16 protein-coding genes are annotated in these 16,817 nt (G+C 64.9%); 15 read left to right on the forward strand and 1 reads right to left on the reverse strand.

Translation table 11 applies throughout. The features are described 5' to 3' along the window. Positions 1-16 precede the first annotated feature (16 nt). The 15 genes from KIO74_RS15275 (at position 17) to KIO74_RS15345 (ending at position 16,036) form a co-directional block, all read left to right on the forward strand. Complete coding sequence (locus KIO74_RS15275; protein ID WP_213332689.1) at positions 17-1,057, forward strand: hemolysin family protein; 1,041 nt, start codon at positions 17-19, stop codon at positions 1,055-1,057. Beyond that, a complete protein-coding gene (gene lnt / locus KIO74_RS15280) occupies positions 1,054-2,685 on the forward strand; it encodes an apolipoprotein N-acyltransferase (protein WP_291979707.1) in 1,632 nt (543 codons plus the stop codon). Before KIO74_RS15275 ends, lnt begins: the two co-directional genes overlap by 4 nt. A 227-nt stretch (positions 2,686-2,912) precedes the next feature. Further along, complete coding sequence (locus KIO74_RS15285) at positions 2,913-3,272, forward strand: helix-turn-helix domain-containing protein (RefSeq protein ID WP_213335393.1); 360 nt, start codon at positions 2,913-2,915, stop codon at positions 3,270-3,272. A gap of 124 nt (positions 3,273-3,396) precedes the next feature. Continuing rightward, positions 3,397-4,569 carry a methionine adenosyltransferase gene (metK, locus tag KIO74_RS15290; protein WP_213332690.1) on the forward strand — a complete coding sequence of 391 codons (1,173 nt, stop codon included), beginning with the start codon at positions 3,397-3,399 and terminating at the stop codon, positions 4,567-4,569. Positions 4,570-4,679: 110 nt separating this feature from the next. After that, positions 4,680-5,366, forward strand: coding sequence for a tRNA (guanine(46)-N(7))-methyltransferase TrmB (gene trmB / locus KIO74_RS15295; protein ID WP_213332691.1), 687 nt, complete (start codon positions 4,680-4,682; stop codon positions 5,364-5,366). Positions 5,367-5,790: 424 nt separating this feature from the next. Next, a complete protein-coding gene (rpsA, locus tag KIO74_RS15300; RefSeq protein WP_213332692.1) occupies positions 5,791-7,494 on the forward strand; it encodes a 30S ribosomal protein S1 in 1,704 nt (567 codons plus the stop codon). Positions 7,495-7,586: 92 nt separating this feature from the next. Next, the gene (locus KIO74_RS15305; RefSeq protein ID WP_291979705.1) at positions 7,587-8,918 is read left to right on the forward strand and encodes an Hsp70 family protein; all 1,332 of its coding nucleotides are present in this window, start codon (positions 7,587-7,589) and stop codon (positions 8,916-8,918) included. A gap of 76 nt (positions 8,919-8,994) precedes the next feature. After that, on the forward strand, positions 8,995-9,960 hold the full coding sequence (gene sppA, locus KIO74_RS15310; RefSeq protein ID WP_213332693.1) for a signal peptide peptidase SppA: 966 nt from the start codon (positions 8,995-8,997) through the stop codon (positions 9,958-9,960). Between the two features lie 27 nt (positions 9,961-9,987). Then, positions 9,988-10,311 carry an integration host factor subunit beta gene (gene ihfB, locus KIO74_RS15315; RefSeq protein WP_213332694.1) on the forward strand — a complete coding sequence of 108 codons (324 nt, stop codon included), beginning with the start codon at positions 9,988-9,990 and terminating at the stop codon, positions 10,309-10,311. Between the two features lie 202 nt (positions 10,312-10,513). After that, positions 10,514-10,840, forward strand: a complete 327-nt coding sequence (locus tag KIO74_RS15320) for a lipopolysaccharide assembly protein LapA domain-containing protein (RefSeq protein WP_213332695.1) — start codon at positions 10,514-10,516, stop codon at positions 10,838-10,840. Between the two features lie 103 nt (positions 10,841-10,943). Further along, the gene (locus KIO74_RS15325) at positions 10,944-11,639 is read left to right on the forward strand and encodes a phosphoribosylanthranilate isomerase (RefSeq protein WP_213335399.1); all 696 of its coding nucleotides are present in this window, start codon (positions 10,944-10,946) and stop codon (positions 11,637-11,639) included. Continuing rightward, positions 11,636-12,883 (forward strand): tryptophan synthase subunit beta, encoded by a 1,248-nt coding sequence (gene trpB, locus KIO74_RS15330; RefSeq protein ID WP_213332696.1) that lies wholly within the window; start codon positions 11,636-11,638, stop codon positions 12,881-12,883. Before KIO74_RS15325 ends, trpB begins: the two co-directional genes overlap by 4 nt. Beyond that, positions 12,880-13,713 carry a tryptophan synthase subunit alpha gene (trpA, locus tag KIO74_RS15335; RefSeq protein WP_213332697.1) on the forward strand — a complete coding sequence of 278 codons (834 nt, stop codon included), beginning with the start codon at positions 12,880-12,882 and terminating at the stop codon, positions 13,711-13,713. Before trpB ends, trpA begins: the two co-directional genes overlap by 4 nt. Before the next feature lie 49 nt (positions 13,714-13,762). Next, positions 13,763-14,680, forward strand: a complete 918-nt coding sequence (accD, locus tag KIO74_RS15340; RefSeq protein WP_213332698.1) for an acetyl-CoA carboxylase, carboxyltransferase subunit beta — start codon at positions 13,763-13,765, stop codon at positions 14,678-14,680. Positions 14,681-14,716: 36 nt separating this feature from the next. Further along, on the forward strand, positions 14,717-16,036 hold the full coding sequence (locus KIO74_RS15345) for a bifunctional folylpolyglutamate synthase/dihydrofolate synthase (RefSeq protein ID WP_213332699.1): 1,320 nt from the start codon (positions 14,717-14,719) through the stop codon (positions 16,034-16,036). 400 nt (positions 16,037-16,436) lie between these two features. On the opposite strand, the gene trxA is transcribed toward KIO74_RS15345, so the two are convergent. After that, positions 16,437-16,757 carry a thioredoxin gene (trxA, locus tag KIO74_RS15350; protein ID WP_213332700.1) on the reverse strand — a complete coding sequence of 107 codons (321 nt, stop codon included), beginning with the start codon at positions 16,755-16,757 and terminating at the stop codon, positions 16,437-16,439. Positions 16,758-16,817: the final 60 nt, after the last annotated feature.

Genomic DNA, 16,817 nt, shown 5'->3' on the forward strand with positions numbered 1-16,817 from the left:
AGCGATGAAAGAGGCCATGAGTGACGACCGAAGTACGGGACAGGACGATGGTCCGGCGCACCGGGAACCCCCCAGTGAACGTTGGATAGACCGGCTGCTCGCCGGTATCGGCCTGAGAAACACCCCGTCCATTCGCGAGGGCCTCGCTGATGCCCTGGAAGCCACCGGGCCGGGTGGCGACTTCAATCCCCAGGAGCGCTCGCTCCTTAAGAACGTCCTCGACCTTCGCGAGATGCGTGTCGATGACGCAATGGTGCCGCGATCCGATATCGTTGCCATCCACGCCGAAGCGAGCCTCGCCGAGGTGCTGAACCTGTTTCGCACGGCCGGCCATTCCCGCATTCCCGTCTATGGCGAAACGCTCGATGACCCGCGCGGAATGGTCCATATCCGCGATTTCGTCGATTATCTCGCCGGCCGGACCGAAGCGCAGGCGCCCAACCGCGCCAAGATCGCCATGGTGCGCCTCGCCATCGACCTCTCGGCTCCCCTTGCCTCCGCAAAGATCCTGCGCCCTGTGCTGTTCGTGCCGCCGTCCATGCCGGCGATGGACCTGCTCGTGAAGATGCAGGCAACCCGCACGCATATGGCGCTGGTGATCGACGAGTACGGTGGTACCGACGGCCTCGTTTCCATGGAGGATCTCGTCGAGATGATCGTGGGTGACATCGCCGACGAGCATGACGACGATGAGGATCCGCAGATCGAAGCCAGCGAGGGCGACACCTTCATCGTCGATGCCCGCGCTGGGCTGGAAGAGGTCTCCACCGCCATTGGCATCGATCTCGAAGCCGCGGATACGGCCGAGGACGTCGATACCATCGGCGGACTGATCGTGACGATGGCAGGGCGCGTCCCGACCCAGGGCGAGACCGTCGACGGGCCGGAGCAGCTGACCTTCGAGGTGCTGGATGCCGATCCGCGCCGCGTCAAGCGCGTCCGTATCCATCGGCGCGCGGTCGCAGACACGGCGACAAGCTCCGCGGAGCCCGTTCCCCTGGCTGACGGATCCACATCAGATGCCGTGAAGCCGCCCCGCTCCGATACCGCAGCGTGATCGCAGCGTCGGCCGCAACTGTTGCCCAGCGTGCCGGGGCGGCGCGCGGCTGGTCCCGGCGGGCGATCGCCTGGATTGCCGGCGCCATCGGTGCCCTCGCCATGCCACCGATCGGCCTGTGGCCGGTTCTTATCGTCTCGCTCTCGACCGCAATCTGGCTTCTTGATGGCCGTGCCGGCCGGGGGGAGCCCTATTGGCGGAGTGTGCGGGGGGCGGCCTCGGACGGCTGGTGGTTTGGCTTCGGCTATTTCGTGGCGGGGCTCTGGTGGCTCGGAGCCGCGTTCTTCGTTCAGGCTGACGAATTTCTCTGGGCGTTGCCGCTCGGTGTGCTCGGTCTTCCGGCCGGGCTCGGGATCTTCTTCGCGCTGGGCTTTGCACTGGCGCGCACCTTATGGTCGCCCGGACCCGCGCGCATCATTACCCTGGCGGCTGCGTTGACGCTCGTGGAGTGGCTGCGCGGCCACATCCTCACGGGCTTTCCCTGGAACGTCCTCGGCATGGCGCTCGCCCAGGGGCCGGAAATCGCCGCCACGCCCGTCATGGGCCAGATCGCCTCGGTCATCGGCCTGTGGGGCCTGACCTTCCTTGCGGCCGCATGCCTCGCGAGCCCGGCGACCCTGGTCGACCAGGGCTCCCTCAGTCGCCGCATCGGGCCGTCGCTCGTCGCGCTCGTCACGCTCGCCGGCATTGGCGCCTACGGGCTCGCGCGGATCCCCCGGCAGGATGTGGCGACCGTGCCCGGCATCGTGCTGCGGATCATGCAGCCCAATGTGCCGCAGGACGAGAAATTCCGGCGCGATCGCGCCCAGGCCATTCTCGACCACTATTTCACCGTGACCCGGCGGCCTATCACCGAAGCACTTGGCGAGCCAACCCACATCATCTGGCCGGAATCCGCCTTTCCCTTCCTGCTGGAGCGGGAACCGGCGGCTCTGGCGCAGATCGGCGCGGTGCTCGGCCCGGAGCGCATCCTGATCACCGGGGCGGCACGCGCCGACGACCGCCTGCCAGGCGAGAACTATCGCATTTACAACAGTATCCAGGTGGTCGACGGACAGGGAACTTTGCGCGCGACCTACGACAAGGTGCATCTCGTTCCCTTCGGCGAATACCTTCCGTTCGGCGGTTTGCTGGAGCGTTTCGGTCTTCGACAATTCGTCGAGGTGCCGGGCACCTTCGCGGCCGGAGAGAAGAGCGTCCCCCTCGCCGTGCCCGGCCTGCCCGAGACGGCGCCGCTTATCTGCTATGAGGCGATATTCCCCGAGGATGTCATTCCAGCGGGAACGCGCCCTTCCCTGCTCCTGAACCTCACCAATGACGCCTGGTTCGGGATGACTGCTGGCCCCTACCAGCATTTCGCGCAGGCCCGCCTCAGGGCTATCGAGCAAGGTCTGCCACTGATACGGGCAGCGAATACTGGAATCTCCGCGGTCATCGACCCCTACGGCCGAACCACCGCGTCGCTCGGGCTGGGTCAGGAGGGCGTCGTGGACGCGCGCCTGCCTGTCGCACTCTCCTCGACACCTTATGCGCAATTCAGCAATGTATTTGTCGCGTTTCCGCTTATATGGTGCGCAGCGATTTTGATCCTCTCGCTACGGCCCCGCCGGGCAACCAAGGGCACATAGCCCTCAAAAAGCTGGCTACTGGGCAACAAGCTGCTCAAAATCAAATATTTAACGATTACACACTGGAAAAAGCCGCTCCCTCTTTTTCGGGAGATGATCTAGTGTGAGCGCCGCGACGTATGGAGGTCGCGGCTTCGGATCATGGTGGGTGCCATCTGGGCGACGGAGATTAGCGCGTGAAGAAAACTCCCAATCCCATCGACAAGCATGTCGGTAGCCGTGTGCGCATGCAGCGCATGTTGGTGGGGATGAGCCAGGAAAAGCTCGGCGAGGCGCTCAGCCTCACTTTCCAGCAGGTCCAGAAATATGAGAAGGGCACCAATCGCATAGGTGCCAGTCGCCTCCAGCAGATATCCCAGGTGCTGGGCGTGCCGGTGGACTTCTTTTTCACGGATGCCCCCGTTCCCGCAAACGGAGAGGGCGGCTTTGCGGAAGCGCCTTCCACCGCCTATGTCGCGGACTTTTTATCGACCACCGAAGGCGTGCAACTGACGAAAGCCTTTGTCCGCATCCGCGACCCTAAAGTCCGCAGACGCATTGTGGATCTGGTCACGACGCTCGCGGGCGACGACGCGCAACCGGAATAAAGCGTATCGTTCCGTTCTTTTTATCGAACGATTCCTGTCTTCCACCTTGACCCAGCGCGGCCGGGCTGTCACAACTCCCGCATCTGCGAGCAGCGCAACGGCTCGCGCCGAGAGAGGGTTGACTGTGCCTCGCCAGAATTATCTTTTCACGAGCGAATCCGTTTCCGAAGGCCATCCGGACAAGGTCTGCGATCGCATTTCCGACACCATCGTCGATGCTTACCTCGCCGCGCTGCCCGAAGCGCGCGTGGCATGCGAGACGCTCGCGACCACCAACCGCGTCGTCATCGCCGGTGAGGTCCGCGGGCCGGAAAGCCTGACGAAGGACTACCTTGCCCATCTGGCGCGGCTTGCCATCCGCGACATCGGCTATGAACAGGACGGCTTCCACTGGGAGAAGGCGGACATCGACGTCCTCCTCCACGCCCAGTCCGCAGACATCGCCGTCGGCGTCGATTCCGCCGGCAACAAGGATGAAGGCGCCGGCGACCAGGGCATCATGTTCGGCTATGCCTGCCGCGAGACCCCGGAACTGATGCCCGCGCCGATCTATTACGCGCATCGCATCCTCAAGACCCTGTCCGACGCCCGCCGCTCGGGCGAGACCGGGGCGCTGGGGCCGGATGCCAAGAGCCAGGTCACGGTTCGCTACGAGGACGGCAAGCCGACCGGCGTCACGCAGATCGTGCTGTCGACGCAGCATCTCGACGAGGCGCTGACTTCCCACGACGTCCGCCACATCGTCGAACCCTATATCCGCTCGGCGCTGCCCGAGAACTGGATCACCGGCGAGACGGTCTGGCACGTCAATCCCACCGGCAAGTTCGTCATCGGCGGCCCGGATGGTGACTGTGGCCTCACGGGCCGCAAGATCATCGTGGACACCTATGGCGGTGCCGCGCCGCACGGCGGCGGCGCCTTCTCCGGCAAGGACCCGACGAAGGTGGATCGTTCCGCCGCCTACGCGGCGCGCTACCTGGCGAAGAACGTGGTTGCGGCCGAGCTCGCTGATCGCTGCACCATCCAGGTGTCCTACGCCATCGGCGTCTCGAAGCCGCTCTCGCTCTATGTGGACCTGCATGGTACCGGCCAGGTCGACGAGGCCAAGCTCGAGAAGGTTCTGCTCGAGGTCATGGATCTGTCCCCGCGCGGCATCCGCGAGCATCTGGCGCTGAACCGCCCGATCTATGCGCGGACCGCGGCCTATGGCCATTTCGGCCGGCCAGCCGAAGCCGATGGCGGCTTCTCCTGGGAGCGCACGGATATCGCGAAGGACATCCGCAACGCGCTGGTGTGATATCCAAACCTTGTGTGATGTGCAGGACATTGCCATGAGGCGGGATTGGCCGGGTTCGCCCGGCCATTGCCATTTTTGGGGCCGTCCCACGCGACGGTGACGAGACCGTTATGATCGAGACCGAGGAAAGACGCGGCGCATTCTGGGGCCGCCGGGTGGGGCACAAACTGCGCGAGCATCAGTCCGAACTCATGGACGTGCTGCTGCCGCATCTCATGGTGCCCGAAGGACCGCTCCCGCCCCCGGAGGATGTATTCGGCCGGCCGATGGACGATCTCTGGCTCGAGATCGGCTTCGGGGGAGGCGAACATCTGCTGACGCGGGCGGAGGCCAACCGCGATATCGGCTTTATCGGCTGCGAACCCTTCATCAACGGCATGGCCAAGTTGTTAGCGGGCGTCGAGGAACGCGGGCTCGACAATATCCGCCTGTTCGACGAGGACGCCGCGCTCCTTCTGCCGCGCCTGGGCGAAGCCAGCGTCGGACGCGCCTTCCTGCTTTATCCCGATCCCTGGCCAAAGCGGCGGCATCGCAAGCGGCGCTTCGTCTCCGACGCAACCCTGAAGGCGCTCGCGCGCGTCCTGAAACCAGGCGCGGCGTTCTGCTTCGCGACGGATATCGACGATTACGCCGCCTGGACGCTGGCCCGCATCCTGCGCTCGGCCGACTTCGCATGGGCGGCAGAGGGGCCCGACGACTGGCGCAGGCCGTGGGCGGGATGGCCCGGGACACGGTATGAAGCGAAAGCCCTGCGGGAAGGCCGAACGCCGGGCTATTTCACCTTCATTCGCCAATAAGCGCGAAAAGGCCGGTTTTCGACCTCAGAAACCGCCATTTCTCTCGATTTTGTGCGATCTTTGGACGCACGGGGGCCTTGCGGAGTCCCCCGTGCCTCTTATATAGCTTTGCCGTCCAGCAAGACGCTGCATCTTTTTTGGCAGCGCGTCAGGGTGCGTCATACCGCGCCCTTTCCGTGTTCCAAGATCCAACATCTTGTTGCGAAAATCGCCTCCGGGCGGGATCGCACGGACATACCAGACGTTCCCGACCATCGGTTCGATGTGCCGGCTCGTCCGTTTTTGCCTCGCGCCATTGGCCTGACAGAGTCGGCCTGACCGCGGCGATGCGTGACGAAAGTCGCATGGCTCGCCAAGCCGTGCGCGGCCGAGGTCGAGGAGCGGAACGCAACCTGTACGCCGGTACACTGGCAGTGGAGAACGAATGTCCGTTTCCGTCAATCACGCCCCGTCCCGCGAGGATTTCGCGGCGCTTCTCGAAGAGTCCTTTGGTGAGCACGAGTCTCACGAGGGCAGCGTCGTCAAGGGCATCGTCGTCGCCATCGAGAAGGACGTGGCCGTCATCGACATCGGCCTGAAGACCGAAGGCCGCGTCGCGCTCAAGGAATTCACGGGCCCCGGCCGCGACCAGACCCTCAAGGTGGGGGACGAGGTCGAGGTTTATCTGGAGCGCGTCGAGAATGCGCTCGGTGAAGCCGTCATTTCGCGTGACAAGGCTCGCCGTGAAGAGAGCTGGGTCAAGCTCGAGAAGGCCTTCGAGGCCAACGAGAAGGTCACGGGCGTCATCTTCAACCAGGTCAAGGGTGGTTACACCGTCGATCTCGACGGCGCCGTCGCCTTCCTGCCGCGCAGCCAGGTCGACATCCGCCCCGTGCGCGACGTCACCCCGCTGATCGGTCAGCCGCAGCCCTTCCAGATCCTCAAGATGGATCGCCGTCGCGGCAATATCGTCGTGTCGCGCCGTACCGTCCTCGAGGAGACCCGCGCCGAGGCCCGCTCCGAGCTCGTGGCCAACCTCGAAGAGGGTCAGGTCATCGAGGGCGTGGTCAAGAACATCACCGAGTATGGTGCGTTCGTTGATCTCGGCGGCATCGACGGCCTGCTCCATGTCACCGACATGGCATGGCGCCGCGTCAACCACCCGACCGACGTCGTCACCATCGGCCAGTCGGTCAAGGTCAAGATCATCAAGATCAACCACGAGACGCACCGCATCTCGCTGGGCATCAAGCAGCTTCTGGCCGATCCGTGGGAAGGCATCGCCACCCGCTATCCGCTCGAGGCGCGCTTCAAGGGCCGCGTGACCAACATCACCGACTACGGCGCCTTCGTGGAGCTGGAGCCGGGGATCGAGGGCCTCATTCACGTCTCCGAGATGTCCTGGACGAAGAAGAACGTCCATCCCGGCAAGATCGTCTCGACCTCCCAGGAAGTCGAAGTGCAGATCCTCGAGGTCGATCCGGTCAAGCGCCGCATCTCGCTCGGTCTCAAGCAGACCCTGCAAAACCCGTGGGAAGCCTTCGCCGAGAAGTTCCCGGCCGGCGCAACCGTCGAAGGCGAGGTCAAGAACAAGACCGAGTTCGGTCTGTTCATTGGTCTCGACGGCGACGTGGACGGCATGGTCCATCTCACCGACCTCGACTGGAACCGTCCGGGCGAGCAGGTCATCGAAGAGTTCAAGAAGGGCGACGTCGTTCGCGCCGTCGTTCTGGACGTCGATGTGGAGAAGGAGCGCATCTCGCTCGGCATCAAGCAGCTCGAGGGTGACCCCTTCGCCGATGCCGGCGAGCTCAAGAAGGGCGCCATCGTCACCTGCGAGGTTCTCGAGGTGAAGGACAGCGGCATCGAGGTGAAGATCGTCGATACCGACATGACCTCCTTCATCCGTCGCGCCGAGCTCGCTCGCGAGCGTGGCGACCAGCGTCCGGAGCGTTTCGCCGCCGGCGAGAAGGTGGATGCCCGCGTGGTCCAGTTCGACCGCAAGGCGCGCCGCATCCAGCTGTCCATCAAGGCGCTGGAAGTGGCCGAGGAGAAGGAAGCCATCGCTCAGTATGGTTCGTCCGACTCGGGCGCCTCGCTCGGCGACATCCTCGGGGCCGCCCTCAAGCGCGCCAACGAGAAGAAGTGATCACAAGGCCGCGAAGCTCGCGGCCTTTCAAAGAAAACGACCCGCGCGGAGCGATCCGCGCGGGTTTTTCTATCTGCCTCAGGAGCCCAGACGTGACAATCGCCGCGAATGCCCCAGTTGATATGATCGAGGGCGAAGTCGCCGCCATCGGCATCGATTTCGGCACCACGAACAGCGTCGTCGCGCTGGCTCACCCCGATGGGCGCGTCACCACCCGCAGCTTTCCCACACATGCCGGCCCGGTGGACGCCTATCGTTCGGCCCTGATGTTCTGGCGCGAGGGACGTCCGCCGGCGAGCACGATCCGTCATGCCAGCGGGCCGGACGCGCTCAACATGGCGATCGACATGACGAGCGAGCATCGCTTCCTCCAGTCGCTCAAGACCCACCTGTCCAGCCGCGCCTTCCAGGACACGCGCCTCTTCGGCAAGCTCTACCGGCTGGAGGAGTTGATCGGCGTCTTTCTCGGGGACCTCACGGCCAACCTCCAGGGCCTCGACACTCTGCCCCTCGTTTCCGGACGTCCGGTCGTATTCGCGGGCGACCGGCCCGACGAGGAGCTCGCGCTGCGTCGCCTCACAGCCGCCTATGCGGCCGGCGGCATGGCGAAGGTGGACTATGCCTATGAGCCACTGGGCGCCGCTTACTGGTACGCGCGCGACCTCACACGGCCCGAGACGATGCTCGTCGCCGACTTCGGCGGCGGCACGAGCGACTTCTCGGTCATGCGCTTCGAGCCGGGCGGCGATGCCGGGCGGCTCAAGGCCATTCCGCTTTCCCATGCCGGTGTGGGCGTCGCGGGGGACAGCTTCGACTACCGGATCATCGAGCACGCCGTTTCACCGCGGCTTGGCAAGAACACGCGATACCGCTCCTTCGACAAATGGCTGCCGGTGCCGGCGCACTACCATGCCGCCTTCGCGCAATGGCACCGCCTGTCCCTGATGAAGAGCCGGGAGACCATGGCCGAGCTCAAGGCGCTGATCAGGGATTCCGAGGACCCCGCCAAGCTGGAGGACCTCCTGGCCGTCATCGAGTATGACCTTGGCTATGCCCTCTACCGGGCGGTGTCGGCCGCCAAGATCGCCCTGTCATCGGCGGACGAGGCGGTCCTGTCCTTCAACGAAATTGACGTGAAGATCGAGGCGACGATTAAGCGGGCCGATTTCGACCGCTGGATCGCCGACGATGTCGCCGCGATCGAGGGCGCTCTCGATGAGGCGCTGGCGCGCGCGGGCATCGCTCCCGAGGCTATCGAGGCCGTCTTCATCACGGGCGGCACCTCGCACGTGCCAAGCGTCCGCGCCCTGTTCGACAGGCGCTTCGGACGTGAGCGCATCCATGTGGGCGACGCCTTCCGGTCCGTCGCGAGCGGCCTTGCCCTGATCGCGCTCGATCGTCAACGCGCCGTCGCGGCTGCCTGAAGCCTTGCCGGTTCGGCCCCCGGGGACTAAATCAGACGGCATCGCATGCCATCCGCGTTGCTGAGGAACCTTGCCGATGTCCTTCGAGGCCGATCTTCTTGTCGATCGCAAGCGTCTCCGGCGCAAGCTGACCTGGTGGCGCGCGGCGGTGTTCCTGGTGCTCATTCTCGCGGTCGGGGCGGTTGCCTGGGCCTTCCGCGACAAGGTGAGCGACGGTCAGGCGCAGATCGCGCGGATATCCCTGTCCGGCTTCATCAGCGGCGATGAGCGCACGCTCAACCTCATTCGCGATGTCGGCAACAGCCGGGCCGTGCGGGCCGTGCTTGTCGAGATCTCCAGCCCGGGCGGCACGACCTCCGGCGCGGAAAGGGTCTATAACGCGCTCCGCGAACTGTCGGCGAAGAAACCGACCGTGGCTGTCGTCGGCGGGCTTGCGGCTTCCGGCGGCTACATAGCGGCCATCGGCACGGACCGCATCGTGGCGCTGGAGACATCCCTCGTCGGTTCGATCGGCGTGCTGATGCAGTATCCGAACGTCGAGGGGCTGCTCAACACCCTCGGGGTGAAGATGGAAGAGGTGAAGTCCAGCCCCCTGAAGGCCGCGCCCAACGGATTCGAGCCGACCTCCCCGGCCGCGCGCGCTGCCCTCGAATCCCTCATCGCCGACAGCTACGCCTGGTTCAAGCGGTTGGTGCGTGAACGGCGCAAGTTCGATGAGACGCAGCTGACCGTGGTTGCCGACGGGCGCGTGTTCACGGGCCATCAGGCGGCGGAACTCGGCCTCATCGATCAGATCGGCGACCGGCGCGAGGCTATTCGTTGGCTGGAACAGGACAAGAAAGTCGCCCGGGATCTTCCCGTGCGCGAGTGGAAACGCTCCGGATCGGACGGAACCTTCGGACTGTGGAGTGCAATGGCGATCGGCGCGCAGGGCGTGGGCTTGACTAATATTGCGGCGATTTTTGACCGTCTTGACAATCAATTAGCCGCTCACCGCCTTGACGGGCTTCTCGCCCTCTGGCACCCTGCACTCGAAAAATAGTGATTTTTCAAGGACTAAGCGGGGCACATGATCAAGTCGGAACTGGTGCTGCTCATTGCTGAGCAAAACCCGCATCTCTACCAACGAGATGTCGAGAACATCGTAAACGCCATCCTGGACGAGATCACGCGGGCCCTGGCCCGTGGTGACCGGGTGGAGTTGCGCGGCTTCGGAGCCTTCTCGGTGAAGAAGCGCGATGCCCGCGTCGGACGTAATCCGCGCACAGGCGAGACCGTCTCGGTCGCGGAAAAGATGATTCCCGTGTTCAAGACTGGCAAGGAGATGCGCCAGCGGCTCAATGGCGGCACCCCAACCACCCGCAGCCGTGGCGCCGCACGCGCACGGGCATGATGTTGCGTTGAGCGGCGGAACACCGATTCTTGGGAGAGTCGATTCCGTGAGAGAATCGATTCTTGGAGAGAAAGCCCGTCTTGGAGAGAAAGCCCGGTCCCATCGGACCGGAACATCCACTCCCTATGGTTTTGGCATTTTCGTTGCGCGAACCGATGCGCCTTTCGCTTGAAAATGCTCCGATGCGACAGGAGGCTTCACGATGAAGCGGTTTCTGAAGGCTCTCGTGCTCCTGCCGCTTGCCCTGATCGTCGTGCTCCTGTCTGTCGCCAATCGCGGCATCGTCCGGGTGTCGCTCGATCCGTTCTCCCCTGACCAGCCGATGGCAAGCCTCGAAATGCCGCTGTTCGTCGCGCTGTTCCTGTGCGTCATGCTTGGCGTCGTCATCGGCGGCGTTGTCGTCTGGGCGGCCCAGGGCAAGCACCGCAAGGTCGTGCGCCAGCAGAGGCGCGAACTTGAGCGCATGCGCGTGGGGCGGGTTGAGCACCGTCCGCAGTCGCAGGCGGTAGCCACGATTCCGCCCATTTAAACCGGTTTAAGCGGCGCGGCGTGATCTATTCTTCGGCGCGTGCTTCCTGCGAAAAGCCGTTGCCACTTTTCCGCAGCGTGCTCCAGGGCCGTGAGGGCAACCCATCGTGACCATCGTCAAGATCTGTGGGCTGAGTACGCCCGACACCATGGCGGCGGCGCTCGACAGCGGCGCCGACATGATCGGCCTCGTCTTTTTTGCCAAGAGCCCTCGCTACGTCGATCTGAAGACCGCGCGCTCGCTCGCGGAGCAGGCACGCGGCCGCGCGGCCATCGCGGCGCTCACGGTCAATGCCGATGACGCGACCCTCACGGGCATCATCGCCGCAACCAGGCCGGACGTCCTGCAGCTGCATGGCCATGAAACGGCCGAGCGCATCGCCGACATCCGGCTGCGCTTCCGTCGTCCGGTGATGAAGGCCGTCGGCATTGCCTCGGCGGAGGATGTCACCGCTGCGCGTGATCTCGCGGCTGCACTCGCGGCCGCCGGAAGCCAGGACCGGATGCTGCTGGACGCCAAGCCACCCAAGGACGCGGCACTACCGGGCGGAAACGGCTTGCCCTTCGACCGAAACCTCGTCGCCGGGCTTGACCTCGCACTGCCGTTCATGGTGTCAGGAGGGCTTGATCCCGCGAGCGTGGCCGAGGCCATAAGGCTCGTCGCCCCCTGGGGTGTCGATGTCTCGTCAGGGGTCGAGCGGGCGCCGGGTGTCAAGGACCCTGCCCGGATCGAGGCTTTCATCAGGGCCGCCCGCGCAGCAGGCGTCGACGGCGCAGAGACGAGGGGCAGAGTGGCGTGACCAGCGAGCCGAATTCCTATCGGACGGGACCCGACGAACATGGGCACTTCGGGCAGTTCGGCGGCCGCTTCGTGGCCGAGACGCTCATGCCCAACCTGCTCGAGCTGGAGGCGGCCTATGCCGCCGCCAAGGCTGACCCCGCCTTCGCCAGGGACATGGCGAACTACCACACCCATTATGTCGGGCGCCCGAGCCCGCTCTATTTCGCGGAGCGGCTGACCGAGCACGTGCGCCAGCAGGCGGCCGCCAAGGGCGGCAGCGGCGGTGCCAGGATCTACCTGAAGCGCGAGGAGCTCAATCATACGGGCTCGCACAAGGTCAACAATGTGCTCGGGCAGATCCTGCTCGCACGCCGCATGGGCAAGACGCGCATCATCGCCGAAACCGGCGCCGGCCAGCATGGCGTGGCGACGGCCACGCTCTGCGCGCGCTTCGGCCTTGAATGCGTGGTCTATATGGGCGCCGTGGACGTGGAGCGGCAGAAGCCGAACGTCTTCCGCATGGAGATGCTCGGCGCCAAGGTCGTTCCCGTGCAGTCGGGCTCGCGCACCCTGAAGGACGCGATGAACGACGCCCTGCGGGACTGGGTGACCAACGTCAACAATACCTTCTACTGCATCGGCACGGTGGCGGGTCCACACCCCTACCCCGGCATGGTGCGCGACTTCCAGGTCATCATTGGCAACGAAGTCCGCCAGCAGATCATGGAAGCCGAGGGACGGCTGCCGGATTCGCTGGTCGCCTGTGTCGGCGGCGGCTCCAACGCCATCGGCCTGTTCCACCCCTTCCTGGATGACCGCGGCGTCGAGATCTTCGGCGTGGAAGCGGCCGGCCACGGCCTCCTGACCGACGCCCATGCCGCCTCGATCAACGGCGGCCGTCCCGGCGTGCTGCACGGCAACCGCACCTATCTCCTCATGGACGGCGACGGCCAGATCATCGAGGCCCACTCGATCTCGGCCGGCCTCGACTATCCCGGCATCGGCCCCGAGCATTCCTGGCTCAATGACGTCGGCCGGGTGAACTACATCGGCGCGACCGACGCCGAGGCGCTCTCTGCCTTCCAGCTTCTTTCCAAGCTCGAGGGCATCATTCCCGCGCTTGAATCCGCCCACGCGGTGGCCAAGGCGGTCGAACTCGCCGCCGAACGCCCGCGTGACCACATCATGGTGGTCAACCTCTCCGGCCGTGGTGACAAGGATGTCTCGCAGGTCGCCGATATGCTCGGGAGCAGCCTGTCATGAGCCGCATCGACGCCAAGTTCGCCGCCGTGAAGGCGGAAGGACGCGCCGCGCTGGTCACCTTCGTGACGGCGGGTGATCCCGATCACGACACATCGCTCGCTATCATCAAGGCGCTGCCCGGTGCCGGCGCCGACCTCATCGAGATCGGCATGCCCTTCACCGATCCGATGGCCGATGGCCCGGCCATCCAGCTCTCGTCGCAACGCGCGCTCAAGGGTGGGCAGACGCTCACGAAGACACTGGCGATGGTCGCCGCCTTCCGCCAGACCGACAACGAGACGCCGATCATCCTGATGGGCTACTACAACCCCATCTATATCTACGGCGTGCCCCGTTTCGTGGCCGACGCCAAGGCTGCCGGCGTCGATGGCCTGATCGTCGTGGACCTGCCGCCTGAGGAAGACGCCGAGCTCTGCCTGCCGGCGCTTGAGGCCGGTGTCGCCTTCATCCGGCTCGCGACCCCCACCACCAACGACAAGCGGTTGCCGACGGTGCTCGCGAATACCAGCGGATTCGTTTATTACGTCTCCATTAACGGTATCACCGGCTCGGCGACCCCCGATTTCGCGGAAGTGGGCTTGGCGGTTGACCGGATCAAGGCGCATACCCACCTTCCTGTTGTGGTGGGCTTCGGTGTGAAGAGCCGCGCCCATTCGGCCGAGGTCGCGAAGGTCGCCGATGGCGTCGTGGTCGGATCGGCGCTTGTTGATGCCGTACGCCGTTCGCTGGACGCGGACGGCAAGGCCGGGACGGGGACTGTCGATGCAGTCATCGACCTGGTCAGGGAGCTTGCCGCCGGTGTACGCGACGGCCAGCGCGTCAGGGCGTGAAATATCGCCCCGCGTTCGTGGCCGTGACATCTGGAAGGATGGATAAACGATGAATTGGATCTCCGACGTCGTTCGGCCGAAGATCAAAACGCTCTTCAAGCGCGAAGTGCCGGAGAATCTGTGGATCAAGTGCCCCGATACGGGGCAGATGGTGTTCCACAAGGACGTCGAGGCCAATCTCTACGTCATTCCGGGCTCCAACTATCACTTGCGCATGACGGCGGCCAATCGCCTGAAGGCGATGTTCGACGATTCCAGGTGGGAGGCGATCCCGACGCCCGAGGCCGCGATCGATCCGCTCAAGTTCCGCGACGAAAAGCGCTACGTGGACCGTCTGCGCGACGCCAAGGCCAAAACCGGCATGCAGGATGCCGTGCTCGTCGGTGTCGGCGAGGTCGAGGGCCAGAAGACGACCATCGCTGTCCAAGACTTCGAATTCATGGGCGGGTCGCTTGGGATGGCGGCCGGCGACGCCATCATCACCGGCCTCGATACCGCGCGCAGCCGCGGCACGCCTTTCGTTCTCTTCGTATCATCGGGCGGCGCGCGCATGCAGGAGGGTATCCTCTCACTCATGCAGATGCCGCGCACGACGGTCGCCGTACAGCGCCTCCGGGACGCCAAGCTCCCCTATATCGTCGTGTTGACGAACCCGACCACCGGCGGCGTCACGGCGTCCTATGCCATGCTGGGCGATGTCCATATCGCCGAGCCCGGCGCTCTCATCGGCTTCGCCGGACCGCGCGTCATCGAGCAGACCATCCGCGAGAAACTACCGCCGGGCTTCCAGCGCTCCGAGTATCTCAAGGACCATGGCATGGTCGACATGGTCGTCCATCGCCATGACCTCAAGGCGACGATCGCGCGCCTGAACGGGCTTCTGACGCGAACGCCCGCCGCATCGGCGACTGAGGTGAAGGACGAACCCGCGCCTGAACCCCAGGTGCTGGAGGCCGCCGCAGAGTAGACCGCCGACAAGGCTGCGCGGAGAGCGAGAAGCGCGATGGACTCATCCGATGCCCTGCTGGCGCGCTTCCTGGCGCTCCATCCGAAGGTGATCGACCTGTCGCTCGGCCGCATCGCGCGCCTGCTGGCGAGCCTGGGCCATCCCGAGCATCGGCTTCCGCCGATCATCCATGTCGCCGGCACCAACGGCAAAGGCTCCACCATCGCCTTCATGCGGGCTATCCTGGAAGCGGCGGGCCTGGCGGCGCATGTCTATACCTCACCGCATCTGGTGCGTTATCACGAGCGCATCCGGCTCGGGGCTCCGGGCGGCAGCCGTATCGTCGACGAGCAGCGCCTGCTCGATGCGTTCCGGCGTTGTGAGGAAGCCAATGGCCGCGAACCGATCACGTTTTTCGAGATCACGACGGCCGCGGCCTTTCTCCTGTTCGCGGAAAACCCGGCTGACGTCCTCCTTCTCGAAGTCGGTCTCGGTGGCGAGGCCGATGCCACCAATGTCATCTCCGAGCCGCTGGTGACGGTGGTGACGCCCGTCTCGCTCGATCACCCAGAATATCTCGGCAACCGCATTACCAGCGTTGCCGCGGCCAAGGCAGGCATTTTCAAGCGTGGCGTGCCCGCCGTCATCGCGCCCCAGGACCCGGAAGCCTCAGCCGTGCTGGAGGCCCGCGCCGAACGTATCGGCGCGCCGCTGATCATCGGCGATCAGGACTTCTCCGTTCATGAGGAAGGCGGGCGCCTCGTCTATCAGGACGAGCGCGGGCTGCTCGATCTGCCCCTGCCCCGCCTGTCCGGCCGCCATCAGCATATCAATGCCGGCACCGCGATCGCGGCGCTGCGCGCCGGTGGCTTCGATCGCCTGCCCGTCTCGGCTTATGAAACGGGCCTCAAGAATGCCGACTGGCCAGCGCGGATGCAGCGCCTGACACGCGGCGATCTCATCGCGCATGCACCCGAAGGCGCTGAAATCTGGCTCGACGGCGGCCACAACCCCGAGGGCGGCCGTGCCATCGCCAGCGCCATGGCCGACATGGAAGAGAGCCGGCCGGCACCGCTCGTGCTCATTGTCGGCATGCTCGGCACGAAGGACGCGGTTGGCTTCCTCTCCCCCTTCGCGGGCCTTGCCCGTGAATTGCTGGCGGTGTCGATGACCACGCAGCTCGCCGCGCGCCCGGCGGAGGAAATCGCCGAAATCGCCCAGGAGCTCGGCTTCGTCACGTCGGCCCATGCCAGTGTTGAGGCAGCCCTCGGCTCTCTCAAGCACCAGGATTGGGAGCATCCCCCGCGGATCCTGATCACCGGGTCGCTCTATTTCGCGGGTGAAGTGCTGGCCGCAAACGGAACCCCACCGACCTGAGCATCCGCCGGAATTATAGAGAATATCGTGTTTGAATGGAGACCCGCGGTTATTCCGGGGCCTCGCCTCAGCGAGGAGCCCGGAATCCATGAACACACGGCCTGACAAGAACACGCATCGGACCGTGCCCCCTCGTGGTTACCGCCGTGTTCATGGATTCCGGGCTCGGGCCTCTCGGCCCGCCCGGAATGACACGGCGGTACCGTTTGAAGTCAGCATGACCAGGGGCGCGGAACACGCCGCCAACCCCTTCCCCGGAGCTGATACCCTGCCGCGTGGGAAGGCACGGTTCCCTGTCCGGTTTACGACAAGAGCTGCCTCAATAAAAAACCCGGCTCCGCGAGGGGCCGGGTTTTCTCTTTCGCTCGAAAATCGCGGCGCGGGAGGCGCCAAGACCTGATCAGACCGAACCGGAGATCCAGCGGGACAGGTCGCTCTTGGGTGCCGCGCCGACTTTCTGGCCGGCGAGCTTGCCGTCCTTGAAGAGGAGCAGCGTCGGGATCGAACGGATGCCGAACTGCGCGGCCGTGGCCGGGTTCTCATCCACATTGACCTTCACGACCTTGACCTTGCCGGCGAGCTCCGTGGAAATCTCTTCCAGGGCCGGGCCGATCATCTTGCAGGGGCCGCACCATTCCGCCCAGAAGTCCACAACCACCGGCTCGCCCGCTTTCAGGACGTCGGCTTCGAAACTCGCATCGGTTGCCTTGATGGTCGCCATGATGAAAAACCTTTCGTGGGTGGCAGGCTGCACGGGGAAGCCCATGGCCGTCCGTTGGAT

Origin of the sequence: Chelatococcus sp. HY11, from assembly GCF_018398335.1 — a bacterium.
Taxonomy (GTDB): domain Bacteria; phylum Pseudomonadota; class Alphaproteobacteria; order Rhizobiales; family Beijerinckiaceae; genus Chelatococcus.